This is a genomic window from Streptomyces hypolithicus (assembly GCF_052934925.1).
Genome location: NZ_CM128811.1, coordinates 4,690,503 through 4,709,506, shown reverse-complemented (window position 1 = coordinate 4,709,506; position 19,004 = coordinate 4,690,503). Strand labels below are relative to the sequence as shown.

At 68.8% G+C, this 19,004-nt stretch carries 18 protein-coding genes; 6 read left to right on the top strand and 12 right to left on the bottom strand.

Annotated features, from left to right (window positions below; genetic code table 11):
- Positions 1 to 7 precede the first annotated feature (7 nt).
- The 4 genes from qcrB to ctaE all read right to left on the bottom strand — a co-directional run bounded on the left by qcrB (position 8) and on the right by ctaE (position 4,178).
- Positions 8 to 1,636 (bottom strand): cytochrome bc1 complex cytochrome b subunit, encoded by a 1,629-nt coding sequence (gene qcrB, locus ACU6WZ_RS22215; protein ID WP_447029905.1) that lies wholly within the window; start codon positions 1,634 to 1,636, stop codon positions 8 to 10.
- Entirely contained in the window at positions 1,633 to 2,685 is a 1,053-nt protein-coding gene (gene qcrA, locus ACU6WZ_RS22210; protein WP_447029904.1) for a cytochrome bc1 complex Rieske iron-sulfur subunit, read from the bottom strand. The genes qcrB and qcrA overlap by 4 nt, the downstream gene beginning before the upstream one ends.
- Positions 2,682 to 3,491: a cytochrome bc1 complex diheme cytochrome c subunit gene (gene qcrC / locus ACU6WZ_RS22205; RefSeq protein WP_447029903.1), complete on the bottom strand. Its 810-nt coding sequence runs from the start codon at positions 3,489 to 3,491 to the stop codon at positions 2,682 to 2,684. The genes qcrA and qcrC overlap by 4 nt, the downstream gene beginning before the upstream one ends.
- 66 nt (positions 3,492 to 3,557) lie before the next feature.
- Positions 3,558 to 4,178 (bottom strand): aa3-type cytochrome oxidase subunit III, encoded by a 621-nt coding sequence (gene ctaE / locus ACU6WZ_RS22200; RefSeq protein WP_447029902.1) that lies wholly within the window; start codon positions 4,176 to 4,178, stop codon positions 3,558 to 3,560.
- 175 nt (positions 4,179 to 4,353) lie between these two features.
- Between ctaE and ACU6WZ_RS22195 the strand changes: the two genes are divergently transcribed.
- Positions 4,354 to 4,749 carry a hypothetical protein gene (locus ACU6WZ_RS22195; RefSeq protein WP_447029901.1) on the top strand — a complete coding sequence of 132 codons (396 nt, stop codon included), beginning with the start codon at positions 4,354 to 4,356 and terminating at the stop codon, positions 4,747 to 4,749.
- A 27-nt stretch (positions 4,750 to 4,776) separates the two neighbouring features.
- Here the strand turns inward: ACU6WZ_RS22195 and ACU6WZ_RS22190 are convergent, their stop codons facing one another.
- The 4 genes from ACU6WZ_RS22190 to ctaC all read right to left on the bottom strand — a co-directional run bounded on the left by ACU6WZ_RS22190 (position 4,777) and on the right by ctaC (position 9,287).
- Positions 4,777 to 6,036, bottom strand: coding sequence for a L,D-transpeptidase (locus ACU6WZ_RS22190; protein ID WP_447029900.1), 1,260 nt, complete (start codon positions 6,034 to 6,036; stop codon positions 4,777 to 4,779).
- 151 nt (positions 6,037 to 6,187) lie between these two features.
- Positions 6,188 to 6,586: a cytochrome c oxidase subunit 4 gene (locus tag ACU6WZ_RS22185; RefSeq protein ID WP_447029899.1), complete on the bottom strand. Its 399-nt coding sequence runs from the start codon at positions 6,584 to 6,586 to the stop codon at positions 6,188 to 6,190.
- Positions 6,583 to 8,322: an aa3-type cytochrome oxidase subunit I gene (gene ctaD / locus ACU6WZ_RS22180; protein WP_447029898.1), complete on the bottom strand. Its 1,740-nt coding sequence runs from the start codon at positions 8,320 to 8,322 to the stop codon at positions 6,583 to 6,585. The genes ACU6WZ_RS22185 and ctaD overlap by 4 nt, the downstream gene beginning before the upstream one ends.
- Complete coding sequence (gene ctaC / locus ACU6WZ_RS22175; RefSeq protein ID WP_447029897.1) at positions 8,319 to 9,287, bottom strand: aa3-type cytochrome oxidase subunit II; 969 nt, start codon at positions 9,285 to 9,287, stop codon at positions 8,319 to 8,321. The genes ctaD and ctaC overlap by 4 nt, the downstream gene beginning before the upstream one ends.
- Positions 9,288 to 9,773: 486 nt before the next feature.
- Between ctaC and ACU6WZ_RS22170 the strand changes: the two genes are divergently transcribed.
- Complete coding sequence (locus ACU6WZ_RS22170; RefSeq protein WP_447029896.1) at positions 9,774 to 11,192, top strand: cysteine desulfurase/sulfurtransferase TusA family protein; 1,419 nt, start codon at positions 9,774 to 9,776, stop codon at positions 11,190 to 11,192.
- A gap of 129 nt (positions 11,193 to 11,321) precedes the next feature.
- Here the strand turns inward: ACU6WZ_RS22170 and ACU6WZ_RS22165 are convergent, their stop codons facing one another.
- Positions 11,322 to 12,296, bottom strand: coding sequence for a carbohydrate kinase family protein (locus ACU6WZ_RS22165; protein ID WP_447029895.1), 975 nt, complete (start codon positions 12,294 to 12,296; stop codon positions 11,322 to 11,324).
- Positions 12,297 to 12,487: 191 nt separating this feature from the next.
- Between ACU6WZ_RS22165 and ACU6WZ_RS22160 the strand changes: the two genes are divergently transcribed.
- Both ACU6WZ_RS22160 and ACU6WZ_RS22155 read left to right on the top strand, forming a co-directional pair.
- Entirely contained in the window at positions 12,488 to 12,697 is a 210-nt protein-coding gene (locus ACU6WZ_RS22160; protein WP_447029894.1) for a hypothetical protein, read from the top strand.
- Positions 12,698 to 12,829: 132 nt separating this feature from the next.
- Positions 12,830 to 14,296: a hypothetical protein gene (locus ACU6WZ_RS22155; RefSeq protein WP_447029892.1), complete on the top strand. Its 1,467-nt coding sequence runs from the start codon at positions 12,830 to 12,832 to the stop codon at positions 14,294 to 14,296.
- Between the two features lie 79 nt (positions 14,297 to 14,375).
- Here ACU6WZ_RS22155 and ACU6WZ_RS22150 read toward each other — a convergent pair whose 3' ends face one another.
- Entirely contained in the window at positions 14,376 to 14,732 is a 357-nt protein-coding gene (locus tag ACU6WZ_RS22150; protein WP_447029891.1) for a HesB/IscA family protein, read from the bottom strand.
- 304 nt (positions 14,733 to 15,036) lie between these two features.
- Between ACU6WZ_RS22150 and nadA the strand changes: the two genes are divergently transcribed.
- Positions 15,037 to 16,224 carry a quinolinate synthase NadA gene (gene nadA, locus ACU6WZ_RS22145; protein WP_447029890.1) on the top strand — a complete coding sequence of 396 codons (1,188 nt, stop codon included), beginning with the start codon at positions 15,037 to 15,039 and terminating at the stop codon, positions 16,222 to 16,224.
- A gap of 159 nt (positions 16,225 to 16,383) precedes the next feature.
- Positions 16,384 to 16,773, top strand: a complete 390-nt coding sequence (locus tag ACU6WZ_RS22140; RefSeq protein WP_447029888.1) for a YciI family protein — start codon at positions 16,384 to 16,386, stop codon at positions 16,771 to 16,773.
- A 248-nt stretch (positions 16,774 to 17,021) separates the two neighbouring features.
- On the opposite strand, the gene ACU6WZ_RS22135 is transcribed toward ACU6WZ_RS22140, so the two are convergent.
- Both ACU6WZ_RS22135 and ACU6WZ_RS22130 read right to left on the bottom strand, forming a co-directional pair.
- Positions 17,022 to 17,726, bottom strand: coding sequence for a response regulator (locus ACU6WZ_RS22135; RefSeq protein ID WP_447029887.1), 705 nt, complete (start codon positions 17,724 to 17,726; stop codon positions 17,022 to 17,024).
- On the bottom strand, positions 17,723 to 18,961 hold the full coding sequence (locus ACU6WZ_RS22130) for a sensor histidine kinase (RefSeq protein WP_447029886.1): 1,239 nt from the start codon (positions 18,959 to 18,961) through the stop codon (positions 17,723 to 17,725). Before ACU6WZ_RS22130 ends, ACU6WZ_RS22135 begins: the two co-directional genes overlap by 4 nt.
- Positions 18,962 to 19,004 lie beyond the last annotated feature (43 nt).

The window sequence follows — 19,004 nt, the reverse complement described above, 5'->3', positions numbered from 1 at the left end:
GCGGGGATCAGTGGTGGCCGTGGCCGCTGGTGATCTCCTTGTACTCCTCGGCGGTCGGCTTGGGGATCTGGGTCCCCTCGCCGTAGTAGCCCTTGCTCAGCTTGGCCCTGAGCTTCTGGCCACGCGTCAGCTTGCGCTCGACACCGTTCTCGTCGACCGTGGGGCCGATCTTGGCCGGCTTGTACTGCTCGTGCGCCGTGAGGGTGTGCAGCTTCTCCTGGCTGAGCGGCTCGTGGACCTCGATGAACTCACCGTGCGGCAGCCGCTTGATGATGCCGGACTCCCGTCCGTGCAGCACCGTCTCGGCGTCGCGCCGCTGCAGACCCATGCAGATCCGCTTGGTGATGACGAACGCGAGGACCGGTCCTACGAAGTAGGTGATCCGGACGAACCACGTGATCGAGTTGATCGACAGGTTGAAGTGCGTGGCGAAGATGTCGTTGCCACCGCCGAGCAGCATGATCACGTACCCGACGACCCAGGCGACACCCAGTCCGGTCCTGGTCGGCGCGTTGCGCGGCCGGTCCAGGATGTGGTGCTCCCGCTTGTCGCCGGTGACCCAGGACTCGATGAACGGGTAGACCGCAATCGCCCCTAGGACCAGACCGAAGACGACCAGCGGGATGAACACGCCCAGGGCGAGCGTGTGGCCCCACAGGTTGATCTCCCAGCCGGGCATCACCCGGATGAGGCCTTCGGCGAAGCCCATGTACCAGTCAGGCTGTGCGCCGGTGGAGACCTGGTCCGGACGGTACGGGCCGAGCGCCCAGACCGGGTTGATCGTGAACAGCGCCGAGACGGCCGCGATGACACCGAAGACCAGGAAGAAGAAGCCTCCGGCCTTGGCCATGTAGACCGGCAGCAGGGGCATGCCGACGACGTTCTTGTTCGTACGGCCGGGACCCGCGAACTGGGTGTGCTTGTGGTAGAAGACCAGGATCAGGTGCGCCACCACGAGGCCGAGCATGATGCCCGGCAGCAGCAGGATGTGGATGGAGTAGAACCTGGCCACCATGTCGTGGCCGGGGAACTCCCCGCCGAACAGGAAGAACGAGATGTACGTGCCGACGACGGGCGTCGCCAGGATCGCGCCCTGCGTGAAGCGGACACCGGTGCCGGAGAGCAGGTCGTCGGGGAGCGAGTAGCCGGTGAAACCGGTGAACATGCCCAGGACGAACAGCAGGAAGCCGAACATCCAGTTGATCTCACGCGGCTTGCGGAACGCGCCCGTGAAGAACACGCGCATCATGTGCACGAACATCGCCGCGAGGAAGATCACCGCGGCCCAGTGGTGGATCTGCCGGATGAGCAGACCGCCTCGGACGTCGAAGCTGATCTCCAGGGTCGACGCGTAGGCCTCCGTCATGCGGATGCCCTGCATCGGCACGTACGAGCCGTGGTAGACGATCTCGTTCATGCTCGGGTGGAAGAACAGCGTCAGGTACACACCCGTGAGGATGATGATGATGAAGCTGTAGAGGCAGATCTCACCCAGCATGAAGGACCAGTGGTCCGGGAAGATCTTGCGCATGTTGGCCTTGGCGAGGCTGTAGATGCCCAGCCTGCCGTCCGCCCAGTCGGCGACCCGCTCACCTGCGGGTGCCTCTTTGCGCTTTTCTTCGGTCACGGTGCTCATCCGCGCTCCCAGAAGCTAGGACCGACGGGCTCTTCGAAGTCGCTGAGCGCTTCGAGGAATCCTTCGTCATTCACGCCGATCCGCAGCTGCGGAAGGGCGTGGCCGGCCGGGCCGAAGATGACGCGCGCACCGTCGGCGAGGTCGAAAGTGGACTGGTGGCACGGGCAGAGCACGTGATGCGTCTGCTGCTCGTACAGGCTGATCGGGCAGCCGACGTGGGTGCAGATCTTCGAGAACGCCACGATGCCCTGGTGGGACCAGTCGAGTTCGCGCTTGTCCTTGATGTCCTTCGGCTCAAGCCGGACGATCATCAGGGCGGCCTTGGCGATCTCGTTGTTGAAGTCGTGGTTGTCCTCCTCCAGGCCTTCCGGCTTGGCGAAGGTCAGCGAACCCACCGCGATGTCCTCGGGACGCAGCGGCTCGTCCGTGTTCATGTTGATGAGCTGCTTGCCCTTGGCCCACAGGGTCTTGCGCAGCTTGTCCTCGGGCAGCGGGCCCAGATCGCGCAGCAGCACCACACCGGAGAGCGGCACCATGGCCAGCGCACCGAACATCGTGGTGCGGATCAGCTTGCGGCGGCCGATCGCGGACTCCTCGGCACCGGCCTTGAAGTCGGCCATGACCTTGGCCTTGACCTCGGGCTCGGCCTCGATGGGGTGACGCTCGGCGGCGACCTCGACATCGGACATCAGGGTGCGGGCCCAGTGGACCGCGCCCGCACCGATGCAGAAGAGGGCGAGGCCCAGCGTCAGACCCAGCGAGAGGTTGAGCGCGCTCACGTGGCCGATCGGCCAGACGTACACGATCTGCTCGACGGGGAACGCCACGAAGGAGGCGATGAAGCCCACCGTGGACAGCATGGACAGCGTGAACAGGAAGGCGACGGTGCGCTCGGAGCGCTTCGCGGCCCGTTCGTCGATGTCCTGGATGCGCGGCTTGTGGGGCGGCAGCCCCGGGTCGGCGAACGGGTCGTCCGCCACCGCTACCGCGCCGTGCGCGGAGTCCTGCTCGCTCGGCAGGCTCTTCTCTGGAATCTCTTGACTACTCATGACTTCTTGGCCTTAGCGGTGTGGGCCGCGACCCAGACGGCGACGGCGACGAGCGATCCCAGACCGAAGATCCAGCCGAACAGACCCTCGCTGACGGGGCCGAGGCCGCCCAGCGCGAAGCCGCCGGGGGTCTCCGTCTCCTCGCCGTTCACTGTCTTGACGTACGCGATGATGTCCTTCTTCTCCTTCTCCGGCAGCGTGCTGTCGGGGAAGGACGGCATGTTCTGCGGGCCGGTCTGCATGGCCTCGTAGAGATGCTTCGGCGACACGCCTTCGAGGCTCGGGGCGTACTTGCCGTTCGTCAGGGCACCGCCCTCGCCGGTGAAGTTGTGGCACTGGGCGCAGTTGGTACGGAACAGGTCGCCACCCTTGGCGATGTCCGCACCCTCGGGGCTGTACTGCTCCTCGGTCGGCGTGATGGGGCCGGCGCCGAGCGAGGCGATGTACGCCGAGAGCTGGTCGATGTCTGCCTGCGAGTAGATGTTCTTCTTCTTCGGCACCTGGGCGCCGGGCTGCTGGGCCGGCATACGGCCGGTCGCGACCTGGAAGTCCACTGCGGCCGAGCCGACGCCCACGAGGGACGGGCCGTCACTGCCGCCCTGACCGCCGGTGCCGTGGCAGCTTGAGCAGCCGACGGCGTACAGCTTCTTGCCCTCTTCGATGGCGAGGGACTGGGCTGTGTCGTCGGCCTGCGCCTTGCTCGCGGGCGCAAACGCGGCGTACAGCCCCCCGGTGGCCGCCAGTGCGAGGAGTAGTACGACGACCGCCGCCAGGGGATGGCGTCGTCGTGCGGAGAGCTTTTTCACGGATTACCCCGGTGTCAGGATCTTCTGCGTCGATGCTTGCTGGATGTAGTCGGGTGCGGACCCGAGTTACTTGATCATGTAGATCGTGGCGAAGAGGCCGATCCAGACGACATCGACGAAGTGCCAGTAGTAGGACACGACGATGGCGGCGGTTGCCTGCTCATGGGTGAATCTCTTGGCCGCGTAGGTGCGGCCCAGGACCAGCAGGAAGGCGATGAGCCCGCCCGTCACATGCAGTCCGTGGAAGCCGGTCGTCAGGTAGAACACCGAGCCGTACGGGTCGGACGAGAGCGAGAGCCCCGCGTCCTTCACCAGCTCGGTGTACTCCAGGACCTGGCCGCCAATGAAGATCGAACCCATGACGAACGTGAGGATGAACCACGCCCGGAGCTTCTTCACGTCGCCCCGCTCCGCGGCGAAGACGCCGAGCTGGCAGGTGAGGGAAGAGAGCACCAGGATCGTGGTGTTCGTCGCCGAGAACGGGAAGTTCAGGTGTTCGGCCTGCGTCTTCCAGAAAACGGGACCCGTCACCGATCGCAGGGTGAAGTACATCGCGAAGAGGGCCGCGAAGAACATCAGCTCGGAACTCAGCCAGATGATGGTTCCGACGCTGGTGAGGTTCGGTCGATTGACCGACGGGTGCGCATGCCCGGTATCTACTGTCGTTGCTGTCGCCACGACCGACATTATGTCGGTCGCTTATCCCGCCCTCACTCCCGGGGGTGCCATTCGGTGTGTCCGGGCTCCGGGAAGGCTCCTCGGGCTGACCCGAACGGCCCATCGAAGGCCTGTCCGAACCCCTGCTGACTGGCCGTGGGACGGAGTAGCATCCGCGCATCGGTTCGTGATCCAAGGAGGAGCAATGTCCGCCACGGTTCTGGTCTACAGCGACAACGCGAACACCCGCGAACAGGTGCGGCTGGCAGCGGGTCGCAGGCCTGCCGCGGACGTACCGCCGGTCGAGTTCCTGGAGTGCGCCACGCTGCCGGCCGTCATCACGGCGCTCGACAAGGGCGGCATCGACGTCTGTGTGCTGGACGGAGAGGCCGTGCCCGCGGGCGGTATGGGGGTGTGCCGGCAGATCAAGGACGAGATCTTCGACTGCCCGCCCGTGCTGCTCCTGCTGGGGCGCCCACAGGACTCCTGGCTGGCGACCTGGAGCCGCGCGGAGAGCGCGGTGACCCTTCCGGTCGATCCGGTGGAGTTCGCGGGCGCCCTGGCCGCTCTGCTGCGCGGCCGGCTCCCTGCCGAGGCGTGACATCCGAGGTCCCCGGACCTGGCCCCGTCAGACCTCCGGCCGCAGCCTGGCCGCGTCGACGGGGCCCCCGCCGTCCCGGGTGCCGGCCAGCAGAGCACTGCCCTTGCGCCACTTGTCCCAGGACAGGTTCCAGTCGCCGAAGCCGTTGCCGAAGGGGTCCATGTCCTCGCCTGCGCTGTTGACGACCTCGACGATGTCGCCCTGGCGGACGGTGTCGTAGAACCACTCGGCGTTGCCGGTGCTCATGCCGGTGCAGCCGTGGCTGACGTTGGCGGAGCCCTGCGAGCCGACGGACCAGGGGGCGGCGTGGACGTACTCGCCGCTCCAGGTGACCCGAGTCGCGTAGTAGACCGGCAGGTCGTACGAGTCCGAGGTGCCCTCCGGGATGCCGATGCTCGTACCGCGCATCCGTACGAAGTACTCCTTGCCCAGCACGACCTTGACCCCGTTGCGGGTGGAGAATCCGGGCTTGCCGGTGGTCACCGGGATGGTGTTGATCACTTCGCCGTTGCGCTTGACGGTCATGGTGTGCGAGCCGGCGTCGGTGATGGCTTCGATCCGGTCGCCGATGCTGATCTTCAGTGGCTTCGCGGCTCCGCCGTAGAGCTGGTCGGCGACCTTGATGCCTTCGAGGTTGCTGCGCACCTCGACAGTGGCCTTGACGGGCCAGTACTCCTTCGGGCGGAAGTGCAGGTTCTTGTCGTCCACCCAGTGCCAGGCACCCTGCGCCGCGGGCTGCGACCGGACCTTCAGGGCCCGCTCGACGACCGCGCGGGCCGCCTCGCCCTTCACCGGAGCGCTGAGTTCGGCGGTGACCGGCTGGCCGACGCCGTACGTGCCCTTCTCGGGGCCGAAGGCGACCTTCAGGCTCTTCTTGGCGGGGGCGGCGGCGGTGTCGAAGGCGAGGACGCGGGCGCCGGGCGCGCCTTCGTCGTCCTCGGTGCTGACTCTGACCGTGTAGTGCGCTCCCGCGGCCAGCGGCGCGGTGCTGTGCCAGCGTGCGCCGTCGGCGGAGAGTTCGCCCGCCAGGTAGCGACCGGCGGCGTCGGAGGCCGTCACGTCGGTGATCCGGCCGCCCTGCCTGGCGGTGATCTCCAGGGGCTTCTCGGGGTCCGCCTTCGTCGTGCCCGAGGCAGCGTTGAAGGAGACCTGGCCCGCGGCGTCGTAGGGCGCGGCCGAGAGCGGATGGCTGTCGGAGGATGTGCTGCACGCGGTGGCTGCTGCCCCGAGGGAGGCGATCAGCAGCGAGCAGCTCAGGACCGTCCAGGATCGAGGTGCGTTGCTCATAACGACACGTTATGAACATTCATCCGATTCAGCGCGTCGGCGGGGTCAGACGAGTGAATGCGAGGGGCCCGGCCACCTGTTGTCCGGGTGACCGGGCCCTTCGGGGTGCTGCGGGTGCTGCGGGTGCTGCTAGGGCAGCCGGTACGGCCGACTACTGGTTCTGGCTCTCACCGCGGTAGTACTCGAAGACCCAGCCGAAGAGGCCGATCAGCAGCAGCGGAGCCGAGAAGTACAGCAGCCACCAGCCGATGGCGACGCCCATGAAGGCGAACGCGCCACCGATGGCCAGCGACAGTGGCTGCCAGCTGTGCGGGGCGAAGAACCCCACCTGGCCGGCCTCGTCCGCTACGTCGGCCTCCTTGTTGTCCTGGGCCATGGTGTCGGCACGCTTGGCCGTGAAGGCCAGGTAGTAGCCGATCATCACGCTCAGGCCGAAGGCCAGGAAGAGCGCCGTGGTTCCGACCGGCTCCTTCGACCACACGCCGTAGATGATGGCGATGGCCAGGATGAAGAAGCTCAGCCAGAGGAACATCCTTCCCTGGATCTTCACTTGCCGACCTCCTTGCCACCGAACATGGCGGTGTCCTTCTGGCCGTGGTTCTCGAGCTGCTCGAGAGCGGCGATCTCAGGGTGGTGCAGGTCGAACGCCGGGGATTCGGAACGGATCCGCGGCAGCGTGAGGAAGTTGTGCCGGGGCGGCGGGCAGGACGTCGCCCACTCCAGCGAACGACCGTAGCCCCAGGGGTCGTCGACCTCGATCTTCTTGCCGTACTTGGCGGTCTTCCAGACGTTGTAGAAGAACGGCAGGATCGACAGACCGAGCAGGAAGGAGCTGATGGTCGAGAAGGTGTTCAGCGCCGTGAAGCCGTCTGCGGCGAGGTAGTCCGCGTACCGGCGCGGCATGCCCTCGGCGCCCAGCCAGTGCTGCACCAGGAACGTGCCGTGGAAGCCCACGAACAGCGTCCAGAAGGTGATCTTGCCGAGGCGCTCGTCCAGCATCTTGCCGGTGAACTTCGGCCACCAGAAGTGGAATCCGGCGAACATCGCGAAGACCACGGTGCCGAAGACGACGTAGTGGAAGTGCGCGACGACGAAGTACGAGTCGGAGACGTGGAAGTCCATCGGGGGCGAGGCCAGGATGACGCCGGTCAGCCCGCCGAAGAGGAAGGTGACCAGGAAGCCGACCGTCCAGAGCATCGGTGTCTCGAAGGACAGTGAGCCCTTCCACATGGTGCCGATCCAGTTGAAGAACTTCACACCGGTCGGTACCGCGATCAGGAAGGTCATGAACGAGAAGAACGGCAACAGCACGCCGCCCGTGACGTACATGTGGTGCGCCCACACCGTGACCGAGAGGCCGGCGATGGCGATGGTCGCGGCGATCAGACCGATGTAGCCGAACATCGGCTTGCGGCTGAAGACCGGGATCACTTCGGAGACGATGCCGAAGAACGGCAACGCGATGATGTACACCTCTGGATGGCCGAAGAACCAGAAGAGGTGCTGCCACAGCAGCGCACCGCCGTTGGCCGCGTCGAAGATGTGCGCACCGAACTTGCGGTCCGCCTCCAGCGCGAAGAGCGCGGCGGCCAGCACCGGGAAGGCCAGCAGGACCAGCACACCGGTCAGCAGCACGTTCCAGGTGAAGATCGGCATCCGGAACATCGTCATGCCGGGAGCGCGCATGCAGATGATCGTGGTGATGAAGTTGACCGAGCCGAGGATCGTACCGAAGCCGGAGAAGGCCAGACCCATGATCCACATGTCGGCGCCGACGCCCGGCGAGCGGACCGCGTCCGACAGCGGGGAGTAGGCGAACCAGCCGAAGTCGGCCGCGCCCTGGGGGGTGAGGAAACCGGCCACCGCGATGAGCGAGCCGAAGAGGTAGAGCCAGTACGCGAACATGTTCAGCCGCGGGAACGCCACGTCGGGCGCACCGATCTGCAGCGGCATGATCCAGTTCGCGAACCCGGCGAACAGCGGCGTCGCGAACATCAGCAGCATGATCGTGCCGTGCATCGTGAACGCCTGGTTGAACTGCTCGTTCGACACGAGCTGCGTGCCGGGACGGGCCAGTTCGGCGCGCATGACGAGCGCCATGACGCCGCCGATGCAGAAGAACAGGAACGACGTGATCAGGTAGAGCGAGCCGATGGTCTTGTGGTCAGTGGTGGTGAGCCACTTGATCACCACGTTCCCCGGCTCCTTGCGCCGTACCGGCAGCTCGTTCTCGTAGTACGAGTCGTCTTCTGCCGCGGCACCCTGGGGTTGATTGAGGATGCTCACAGTTGGTTCGTCTCCGCATTCCTGGCCGGGTCGGTCTGCTCGATACCGGCCGGGATGTAGCCGGTCTGGCCCTTCTCCGCCAGCTCCTTGAGGTGCTGCTGGTATCGCTCCGGAGAGACGACCTTCACATTGAAGAGCATCCGGGAGTGATCGACACCGCAGAGCTCGGCGCACTTGCCCTTGAAGGTGCCCTCACGCGTGGGGGTGACCTCGAAGACGTTGGTGTGGCCGGGGATGACGTCCTGCTTCATCAGGAACGGCACCACCCAGAAGGAGTGGATGACGTCGCGCGACGACAGGATGAAGCGAACCTTCTCGCCCTTCGGCAGCCACAGGGTCGGGCCCGGGTTGCCGTTCTGCGGGTTCCGCTCGCCCGGGGTGCCGACCGCGTAGACGCCTTCGGCGCCCTTGGGGAACTGATCGGTGTACTTGTCCGGGATGGCGTCGAGCTCCGCCGGGAGCTTCACGCCCGTGGTGGCATCGCCGTCCACGTTCTCCACGTAGTTGAATCCCCAGCTCCACTGGAAGCCGACCACGTTGACGGTGTGGGCCGGCTTGTCGTCGAGCGCGAGGAGCTTCGACTCGTCGCGCGCGGTGAAGTAGAAGAGGACGGAGACGATGATCAGCGGAACCACGGTGTACAGCGCCTCGATGGGCATGTTGTACCGGGTCTGCGGAGGTACTTCGACCTTGGTGCGGCTACGCCGGTGGAAGATGACGCTCCACAGGATCAGCCCCCACACCAGGACGCCCGTGGTGAGCGCTGCCGCCCACGAGCCCTGCCAGAGGGAGAGAATCCTGGTGGCCTCTTCGGTGACCGGGGTAGGCGTCCCGAGGCGGGGGAAGTCCTCCCATGTGTACGAGCAACCAGAGGCGGTCGCCAGGACCACGCCCACGGTCAGCACCTGGAGCAGCTTCCGCCGCATCGGGCGCCGCGACGAGCGGTCGGAGCCGTTGGGACTCACGTAGCGCCTTCCCGAGAGTCTCGCCCGCGCGGTCGGTTGCGGCCGGTCACACTGGTCGGTCGCCGGCCCTGACGCGGGCAGGGGTTTGGATGTTTATGCGGACCAAACCCTACTGGACGCAATTTGGGGTCGCGCGGGGAGGGTGCCCAACGCGCCGTACCCCTCCCCGAAGGAATGGCTTCTCCGCGGAATCCCGGCCTCCGCCCCCCTTCTGACGGCCCCTGACCCGGTCTCGACCTGGCCGTCCGCCCGCGGCGCGGCGTCGGGGGATTACGGCCTCCCCCACGGTAGGGAGTGGATCAGCGAGCGGCGTCCTGCGGCTTCGATTGCAAGGCGGAGGAGGGAGGCGGATGGGGTCTCCCCTGCTCGAGCGAAGCCGAGAGCTTGGGGAAGGAGCGTCGCTGCCTGACGACAACGCCGCAAGCGGAGTCGCAGAGCGTCGGGAGCCCGCTCCCTATCGTGGGGGAGGTCGTTTAGCGTGGCGGTGTGCCCTACTTCGACGTCGCGTCCGCCGCCCCGCTGCACCCCGTCGCCCGTCAGGCCCTGCTGGCCTCGCTGGACGAGGGGTGGGCCGATCCCTCCCGCCTGTACCGCGAGGGGCGGCGGGCCAGGCTGCTGCTCGACGCGGCCAGGGAGGCGGCGGCCGAAGCCGTGGGCTGCCGCCCCGACGAGCTGGTCTTCACCCCGTCCGGCACCCGCGCGGTGCACACCGGCATGGCCGGCGCCCTCGCCGCCCGTCGGCGTGTCGGCGCCCACCTGGTGGTCTCGGCCGTCGAGCACTCCGCCGTGCTGCACGCGGCCGCCGATCACGAGAGCCGGGGCGCTGCGACAGCGCGGGCCAAGGCGACGCAGATCGCGGTGGACCGGACGGGCCGGGTGACCCCCGGTTCGTACGCGGCGGCGCTGCGCCAGGACACCGCGCTGGCTTGCCTGCAGTCCGCCAACCACGAGGTCGGCACGGTGCAGCCGGTGGCCGAAATCGCACAGGAGTGCCGGGCGGCGGGTGTGCCGCTCCTGGTGGACGCGGCGCAGTCGCTGGGCTGGGGACGGGTGGAGGGGGACTGGTCGCTGCTCACCGCGAGTGCGCACAAATGGGGCGGCCCCGCTGGGGTCGGACTGCTGGCCGTACGCAAGGGTGTCCGGTTCGCGGCGCAGGGCCCGGCCGACGAGCGGGAGTCGGGGCGGGCGGCCGGCTTCGAGAACCTGCCGGCGATCGTGGCGGCGGCGGCGTCACTGCGGGCGGTACGGGCGGAGGCGAACACCGAGGGGGCGCGGCTCGCGGCGCTGGTGGACCGGATCAGGGCGCGGGTACCGGAGCTCGTACCGGAGGTGGAGGTGGTGGGTGATCCGGTGCGGCGACTGCCGCACGTCGTCACCTTCTCCTGTCTCTATGTCGACGGGGAGACGCTGCTGCACGAGCTGGACCGGGCGGGTTTCTCCGTATCATCCGGTTCGTCCTGTACGAGCAGTGCGCTCATGCCCAGCCATGTGCTGCGGGCGATGGGGGTGTTGTCGGAGGGGAACGTGCGGGTGTCGCTGCCGATGGGGACGCCGGAGGGGGAAGTGGAGGGGGACGTGGCGCGGTTCCTGGAGGTGCTGCCGGAGGTGGTGGCAGGGGTGCGGGAGCGGCTGGGGGCACCGGTCGCGGCCCCAGCCGCCCGGCCCGCCGACGCGTCGTCCTCGTCGCTTGTCGTGGACGCGCTGGGCAAGCGGTGCCCGATTCCGGTGATCGAGCTCGCGAAGGTGATCGGTGATGTGCCGGTCGGGGAGACGGTGACGGTCCTGTCCGACGACGAGGCGGCTCGGCTGGACGTGCCGGCGTGGTGCGGGATGCGGGGGCAGGAGTACGTCGGGGAGGAGCCGGCGCCGCGGGGCGTGGCGTACGTGGTGCGGAGGCGAGGGTAGGCAGCGCGCGGGGCCGGGCCCCGGGCCCCGGACGGGGCCTGCCCCCGCCTCCGGACGCCCTGTTTCAGCCCCTCCGGCGTTTGAGGAGCGGGGTCCGGGGCGGAGCCCCAGCTTCGGGCGGAGCCCCGGTCAGACCAGGTGCTTGCGGACCTCCGCCGCCGCATCGTCGCCGTACGCCTTCGTGAAGCGGTCCATGAAATGCGCCCGGCGCAGCGTGTACTCCTGCGTGCCCAGCGTCTCGATGACCAGCGTCGCCAGCATGCATCCGACCTGCGCGGCCCGCTCCAGGCCGACGCCCCAGGAGAGCCCGGACAGGAAGCCGGCCCGGAACGCGTCGCCGACGCCGGTCGGGTCGACCTTCGCGTCCTCCTCCGGGCAGCCGACGAGCACCGGCTCCGCCCCCACCGTCTCGATGCGCACCCCGCGCGAGCCGAGCGTGGTGACGCGGTGGCCGACCTTGCCGAGGATCTCCGCGTCGGTCCAGCCGGTCTTGGACTCGATGAGCCCCTTCTCGTACTCGTTGGAGAAGAGGTACGTCGCCCCTTCCAGCAGCGTGCGGATGTCGTCGCCGCCCATCCGGGCGATCTGCTGCGAAAAGTCCGCGGCGAACGGGATGGAACGGGCCTTGCACTCCTCCGTATGACGGAGCATCGCCTCGGGGTCGTCCGCGCCGATCAGCACCAGGTCGAGGCCGCCGACGCGCTGAGCGACCGACTGGAGTTCGATCTGGCGGGCCTCGCTCATCGCGCCCGTGTAGAAGGAGCCGATCTGGTTGTGGTCGGCGTCGGTGGTGCACACGAAGCGCGCGGTGTGCAGTACCTCGGAGATGCGCACCGAGGCGGTGTCCACTCCGTGCCGGTCCAGCCAGGCGCGGTACTCGTCGAAGTCCGAGCCGGCCGCGCCGACCAGGATCGGGTCCGAGCCGAGCTGGCCCATGCCGAAGCAGATGTTCGCGCCGACACCGCCCCTGCGTACGTCGAGGTTGTCGACGAGGAAGGACAGCGAGACCGTGTGCAGCTGGTCCGCGACCAACTGGTCGGCGAAGCGGCCGGGGAAGGTCATGAGGTGGTCGGTGGCGATAGAGCCGGTGACTGCGATACGCACGGGGAGGACGCTCCTGCGGGCAGTGAGTGAGGGCGGTGATCGAGAACAGTTCACGCTACCCGCTCGCGGCCACACCGGCTAAGCGGCAAAACTACCCAATAGTAGGGCTTTTTTCCGGACGCCCCTGGTGCCTACGGTGCCAGCACAGGGTCCGCTGATGTGCGGCCCCCAGAGCCACGGGAGCACCACGCATGCACCAGCACAGCGTCACGACGTACCCCCGGACCGAGCAGGACGGCGGCATGGACCGGCTGCGGGGAGACTGCGCCCGTATGGTCCGGCACTGGGCGGTGCCCGCGGCGGCCGCTCCCGCGCCCGTCCCTGCCTCGCTGATCCACGGCGTCACGGTGCCTCCCGCGTCCGCCCGGCTGGTGGGCGGGATGTCCGAATACGGCGGCTGAGCCCCCTCGGCGCACGCTCCGTAGGTGCATTCGGGGGAACCACACGCTCTCTCGTTCCGTCCCACCGGTGTCCCCCCGACAGGGGAGAGACCATACGGCGATGGATGGCCGAGCAGCCGAAGGAGCGATGCCGTGAGCACCGAGCGACCGGACGAGGAAGCAGTGACCGGCGTCCGCAGGCGGCGCGCGCCGCTGGCCGCCGCCTCGGTGGCCGCGGCGGTGCTGCTGGCCGGCGGTGGCGCCGCGTACTGGGCGGCGACGGCGGCGGACAATGGCAGCGCGGCGAAGAACGGCAGCGGCGCCCGGGCGGACGACGACGACCCGCCGCCGCTGCGCCTCGACGGCTACACGGAGCGGGACGCCGCGGGCATCGCCCCGGGCGAGCCCTCCCCCAACGGCGGCGTGACGTATCGCGCCGCGGGCAAGCTGCCCGAGGGGCCCGGCTCCGCCCACGTCTACCGCGCGGGGGGCACGGTCACCGAGGGGGAGGTTGCGCGGCTGGCCGAGGCGCTCGGCGTGGCCGGGAAGCCGCGCTCGAAGGGGACGGCCTGGCAGGTGGGCGGCGCCGCTGACGGCGCGGAGCCCGTGCTGCGGGTCAACAAGCAGGCGCCGGGCACCTGGACGTTCGCCAAGTACGGCCCGCGCGCCGGCGACAGCTGCACCAAGGCCACTTCCTGCGGTGATGTCTCCGCCGCGCCCGGCGGCAGCGGGCGGGCGGTCAGCCCGGACGCGGCCAAGGATGCGGCGATGCCCGTCCTGAAGGCGCTGGGCCAGGACGACGCCAAGCTCGACGCGCGCCAGCTGATGGGCGCGGTACGGGTGGTGAACGCCGACCCGAAGGTGGGCGGGCTGCCGACGTACGGCTGGGCGACCGGCATCCAGATCGGATCCGACGGCCAACTTGTCGGTGGAAGTGGGCAGTTGAAGGGACTGACGAAGGGCGCCGAGTATCCGGTGATCAGCGCGACCGATGCACTGAAGCAGCTGAACGCGGCGGGCGAGGGCGCGGGCAAGGTCGGCATCGGCGGGTGCGCCACTCCTGTCCCGCATGCGGACGGGGACGGTGGCGGGGACGTGCGCGGTGGCGTGGACGGGCCTCCCGAGGCGCCCTGCGAGCGGGACGGCGGGAAGAAGCCGGCGGCGCCCGAGCCGGTGGCCGTCGGCGGGGCGGTGTTCGGGCTGGCCGCGCAGTACGTCGACGGGCGGCAGGCGCTCGTACCCTCGTGGCTCTTCGAGGTGCGGCCGGGCGGTGACGCGCAGCCGTTCACGATCACTCATCCGGCGGTCGACCCCGAGTATCTGGCCACACCCGAGGCACCGGCGCCGCGCGAGAAAGCCCCGCAGCACATCCAGTCGTACGCGGCCGACGGGCGCAAGCTCACCCTGCACTTCTCGGGCGGCGTGTGCAGCGACTACGCGGCCGAGGCGGCCGAAGGGGACGCGACGGTGAAGGTTCGGATCACCGAACCGAAGCCCGACCCCGACCGGCTGTGCGTCGCGATGGCCAAGGATCTGACCGAGACGGTGACGCTGGACAAGCCGCTCGGCAACCGGAAGGTCGTGGACGCGCGCAGCGGTGAGACGGTGCGGAGCCAGTAGGGTCGACCGTGCATACGGCGGTACATACGGCAGAAGGCGGCAACCCCGGCCGGGGTTGCCGCCTTCTGCCGTATGCGGTTCAGCTGAACGAGTCGCCGCAGGCGCACGAGCCCGTGGCGTTCGGGTTGTCGATCGTGAAGCCCTGCTTCTCGATGGTGTCGACGAAGTCGATGGAGGCACCGCCCAGGTACGGGGCGCTCATGCGGTCGGTGACGACCTTGACGCCGTCGAAGTCCTTGAGGACGTCGCCGTCCAGGGAGCGCTCGTCGAAGAAGAGCTGGTACCGCAGGCCGGAGCAGCCACCGGGCTGGACGGCTACGCGCAGGGCCAGGTCCTCCCGGCCTTCCTGGTCCAGCAGGGCCTTGACCTTGGCCGCGGCGGCGTCGGACAGGAGAAGGCCGTCGCTCACGGTGGTCTTTTCGTCCTGAACGGACATCTACATCTCTCCCGGGTTGTACGGACTGCTTGCCGACCTGTGCAACCGGCGCGGCCGCGGATTCATTCCGGACCTGAGCTCGTGTCTTCTCCATTCATGCTCGCACACCCGATTCGGATGCGGGACGGATCGGGGCGCGGACCGGAGCGCCGCTCGCTGGAACGACGCTTTGGCCGACCGAGGGCCGACCGTAGCGCCGCCAGAATTCGTCACATCGACGACATCGGCATCGTCAAAGTGACATGAAGGGGCTATGATAGATAGCGTCAAATCGACGAAAAGGCTGTTTGCAGAGATAGAAAGGGTGCGTGTCGTGACCACCGCCCAGCCACTGGACGTCCAGCCGACGCCCCTCGCCTTGCTGCTGCTCGGCCGTGAGGCCGACACCAAGAGCGAGCGGGGCGTGGACTGTCCCGGCGACCTGCCCTCCCCCTCCGACCCGGACCTGGTGGAGCGCGCCCGCGCCGCCAAGGAGAAGCTCGGAAACAAGGTCTTCATCCTCGGCCACCACTACCAGCGTGACGAGGTCATCCAGTTCGCGGACGTAACCGGGGACTCCTTCAAGCTGGCCAAGGACGCGGCCGCCAGGCCCGAGGCCGAGTACATCGTCTTCTGCGGTGTGCACTTCATGGCCGAGTCCGCGGACATCCTGACCTCCGACGACCAGAAGGTCGTCCTGCCCGACCTGGCCGCGGGCTGCTCGATGGCCGACATGGCCACCGCCGAGCAGGTCGCCGAGTGCTGGGACGTACTGACCGAGGCCGGGGTGGCCGAGCAGGTCGTGCCCGTCTCGTACATGAACTCCTCGGCCGACATCAAGGCGTTCACCGGCAAGCACGGCGGCACGATCTGTACGTCGTCGAACGCCAAGCGCGCCCTGGACTGGGCCTTCGAGCAGGGCGAGAAGGTCCTGTTCCTGCCGGACCAGCACCTGGGGCGCAACACGGCCGTGCGGGACATGGGGATGTCCCTGGACGACTGCGTGCTCTACAACCCGCACAAGCCGAACGGCGGCCTGACCGCCGAGGAGCTGCGGAACGCGAAGATGATCCTGTGGCGCGGGCACTGCTCGGTGCACGGCCGCTTCTCGGTCGAGTCGGTCAACGACGTGCGTGAGCGCATCCCCGGCGTCAACGTCCTGGTGCACCCCGAGTGCAAGCACGAGGTCGTGGCGGCCGCGGACCACGTCGGCTCGACGGAGTACATCATCAAGGCGCTGGAGACGGCCCCGGCCGGCTCGAAGTGGGCGATCGGAACCGAGCTGAACCTGGTCCAGCGGCTGGCGAATCGTTTCGCTGCCGAGGACAAGGAGGTCGTCTTCCTCGACAAGACGGTCTGCTTCTGCTCGACCATGAACCGCATCGACCTGCCGCACCTGGTGTGGACGCTGGAGTCGCTGGCCGAGGGCAACCTCGTCAACCGCATCGAGGTCGAGCGGGAGACGGAGCAGTTCGCGAAGCTCGCGCTGGAGCGGATGCTGGCCCTGCCGTAGTAGGCGCAACGAGTACGCCGGTAGGGGGCGCCCCGCGCATTACGGGGCGCCCCCTACCGCTTCCGGCGTTACGTTGCTGTGGGGCGCCGATGAGTTCCGCGGCGCCCGGCTGTCTACCTCTTCGACAAGCGCAGCAGCTGCCCCGGAAGGGTGAGGAACATGCTCTACATGATCCAGATGAACGTGCCTGCCGCCGAGTGGGACTCCATCATGTCGTCCTTCTCCAAGGAGGACACGGAGGCCATGTTCGCCCACATGGGCTCGCTCAACGACGAACTCACCTCGGCGGGAGAGCTCGTGGAGGCGCGTGGCCTGGGCGGGCCCGGTCTTGCCAAGACGGTGCGGGCAGGGAGCAACGGGCGGCCTCAGGTGACCGATGGGCCGGCCGAGGCCGGCCGCATCCTCGCCGGGTACTGGGTGGTCGACGTCAAGAGCGAGGACCGCGCCCTGGCGATCGCCGCGCGGGCATCGGCCTGTCCCGGCCCCGGCGGAAAGCCCGGCAGCGACCCGGTCGAGGTGCACGCGCTCTCCGACGACTCGGGCGTCTGAGCAACGGGGCGAGCCCCGGTCCCCCGGCTGGCGAAGTAGTTCAGTCGCGCGTCCATGGTGTGCTCCTCCGTGGTCGTCAGTGGCTACACCCCCTGGGACGAGGTAGCCCGACCCGCTGTGACATGGCTCGCCGACCTGGAAATCGAACACGCGCGTCTCGAACCGCCGGACCAGGCTGAACGCGGGCCTCGCTCGCGCGGCGGCCCGCTACATGATCGACCATGCGCTCGCGGCCGGGGCGAGGTGATCTAGTGCCCCACCCTTGGCCGTACGAGGCCCGATTCGTAGGCGATGACTACCAATTGGGCGCGGTCTCGGGCCCCGAGCTTCGCCATCGCCCGGTTCACATGGGTCTTGACGGTGAGGGGGCTGACGGCCAGCTGCTCGGCGATCTCGTCGTTGGAGTGGCCGCCTGCGACCTGGACGAGGACCTCGCGCTCGCGCACGGTGAGTGCGGACAGCCGGTCGATGCGGGCCGTCGCGCCCTCGCCGGGCTCGCCCGAAGCGCCGCCCTGCGCAAGGAACTTCGCGATCAGGCCCTTGGTCGCCACGGGCGAGAGCAGCGCGTCACCGGCCGCCGCGATGCGGATGGCGCTCAGCAGTTCGTCCGGTTCGGCGCCCTTGCCGAGGAACCCGGAGGCGCCGGCGCGCAGCGACTGGACGACGTAGTCGTCGACCTCGAAGGTCGTCAGCATGACGATGCGTACGGCGGCCAGTTCAGGGTCCTGACTGATCATGCGGGTGGCGGCGAGGCCGTCCGTACCGGGCATGCGGATGTCCATCAGGACGACGTCGGCGCGCAGGGTTCGGGCGAGCTCGACGGCCTGGGCGCCGTCCGCCGCCTCGCCGACGACCTCCATGTCGGGTTCGGAGTCCACCAGGACCCGGAACGCACTGCGCAGCAGGGCCTGGTCGTCGGCGAGCAGCACCCGGATGGTCGTGGCGGTCGTCATGCGGTCTCCCCCGTACGCACCGTGAGCGGCAGGATCGCATGGACACGGAATCCGCCGCTGTAGCGGGGGCCTGCGGTGAGGGTGCCGCCGAGTGCGGCGACGCGCTCGCGCATGCCGGTGAGGCCGTGGCCGCCGCCGGTTTCGGGCTCGGACGCCCCGGCCGTCGAGCCGTTGTCGATCACGGTTATCTCGGCGGACGAACCGACGCGGACCACGCTGACCTCGGCCCTCGCGTGCGCGCCCGCGTGCTTCTGGACGTTGGTCAGGGCTTCCTGGATGATCCGGTACGCCGCGAGGTCGACGGCGGCCGGCAGCGGCGCGGCCTCGACTTTGTCGGGCCGCGCGATCTCCACCGGCAGGCCGGCACGGCGGAAGGAATCCAGCAGCTGATCGAGTACGCCGAGGCCGGGGGCCGGTTCGGTGGGTGCCTCGGGGTCGCCGGACTGGCGAAGCAGGCCGACGGTGGCACGCAGTTCGTTCAGCGCGGAGCGGCTGGCTTCCCGTACGTGCGCCAGGGCTTCCTTGGCCTGGTCGGGGCGCCTGTCCATGACGTGAGCGGCCACGCCGGCCTGGACGTTGACCAGGGCGATGTGGTGGGCGACGACGTCATGCAGGTCGCGGGCGATGCGCAGGCGTTCCTCCGCGACCCGGCGGCGGGCCTCCTCCTCGCGGGTGCGTTCGGCGCGTTCGGCGCGTTCACGGATGGCGTCGATGAAGGCGCGGCGGCTGCGTACGGCGTCACCGGCGGTCGCCCCGATGCCGGTCCAGGCGAAGATCCCAAGATTCTCTTGGGAGTACCAGGGACCAGTGCCGAAGCACATGGCTGCGGCCGTCAGGCCGGTCATGGTGAGCAGGCCGACGCGCCAGGTGGTGGGGCGGTCGGTGCGGGACGCGACGGTGTAGAGCGCGACGACGGCGCTCATAGCGACGGGCGCGGGCGGGTCGCCGGCGACGAGTTCGACGAGGGTGACGAGGCACGTGAAGCCGAGCACGGCCATGGGGTTGCGGCGCCGCAGGACGAGGGCGGCGGAGCCGAACACCATCAGGACGAGGCTGCCGGCTCCGGGGGTCCTGGTGCCGAAGGCGGGACCGCCGTGCGGGCTGCCGTGCGGGTCGGCGACCGAACCGGCGACGATCGTGACGAGGACGGCGAACGCCAGGGCGGCGTCGAGGGCGAGGGGGTGGGCGTGGAGCCAGCAACGGGACCTGTTGAATCCCGTACCGAGGGCGGTCATGGGAGGCCACGGTACGGGGTGGCAGCCGCTGCGCGGGGGGCTC

Excerpts from the sequence above, each read along its gene's own strand:
- qcrB (WP_447029905.1), bottom strand. The coding sequence starts at position 1,636 with ATGAGCACCGTGACCGAAGAAAAGCGCAAAGAGGCACCCGCAGGTGAG.
- qcrA (WP_447029904.1), bottom strand. The coding sequence starts at position 2,685 with ATGAGTAGTCAAGAGATTCCAGAGAAGAGCCTGCCGAGCGAGCAGGAC.
- ctaE (WP_447029902.1), bottom strand. The coding sequence starts at position 4,178 with ATGTCGGTCGTGGCGACAGCAACGACAGTAGATACCGGGCATGCGCAC.
- ACU6WZ_RS22195 (WP_447029901.1), top strand. The coding sequence starts at position 4,354 with ATGTCCGCCACGGTTCTGGTCTACAGCGACAACGCGAACACCCGCGAA.
- ACU6WZ_RS22190 (WP_447029900.1), bottom strand. The coding sequence starts at position 6,036 with ATGAGCAACGCACCTCGATCCTGGACGGTCCTGAGCTGCTCGCTGCTG.
- ACU6WZ_RS22160 (WP_447029894.1), top strand. The coding sequence starts at position 12,488 with ATGCACCAGCACAGCGTCACGACGTACCCCCGGACCGAGCAGGACGGC.
- ACU6WZ_RS22150 (WP_447029891.1), bottom strand. The coding sequence starts at position 14,732 with ATGTCCGTTCAGGACGAAAAGACCACCGTGAGCGACGGCCTTCTCCTG.
- ACU6WZ_RS22140 (WP_447029888.1), top strand. The coding sequence starts at position 16,384 with ATGCTCTACATGATCCAGATGAACGTGCCTGCCGCCGAGTGGGACTCC.
- ACU6WZ_RS22135 (WP_447029887.1), bottom strand. The coding sequence starts at position 17,726 with ATGACGACCGCCACGACCATCCGGGTGCTGCTCGCCGACGACCAGGCC.
- ACU6WZ_RS22130 (WP_447029886.1), bottom strand. The coding sequence starts at position 18,961 with ATGACCGCCCTCGGTACGGGATTCAACAGGTCCCGTTGCTGGCTCCAC.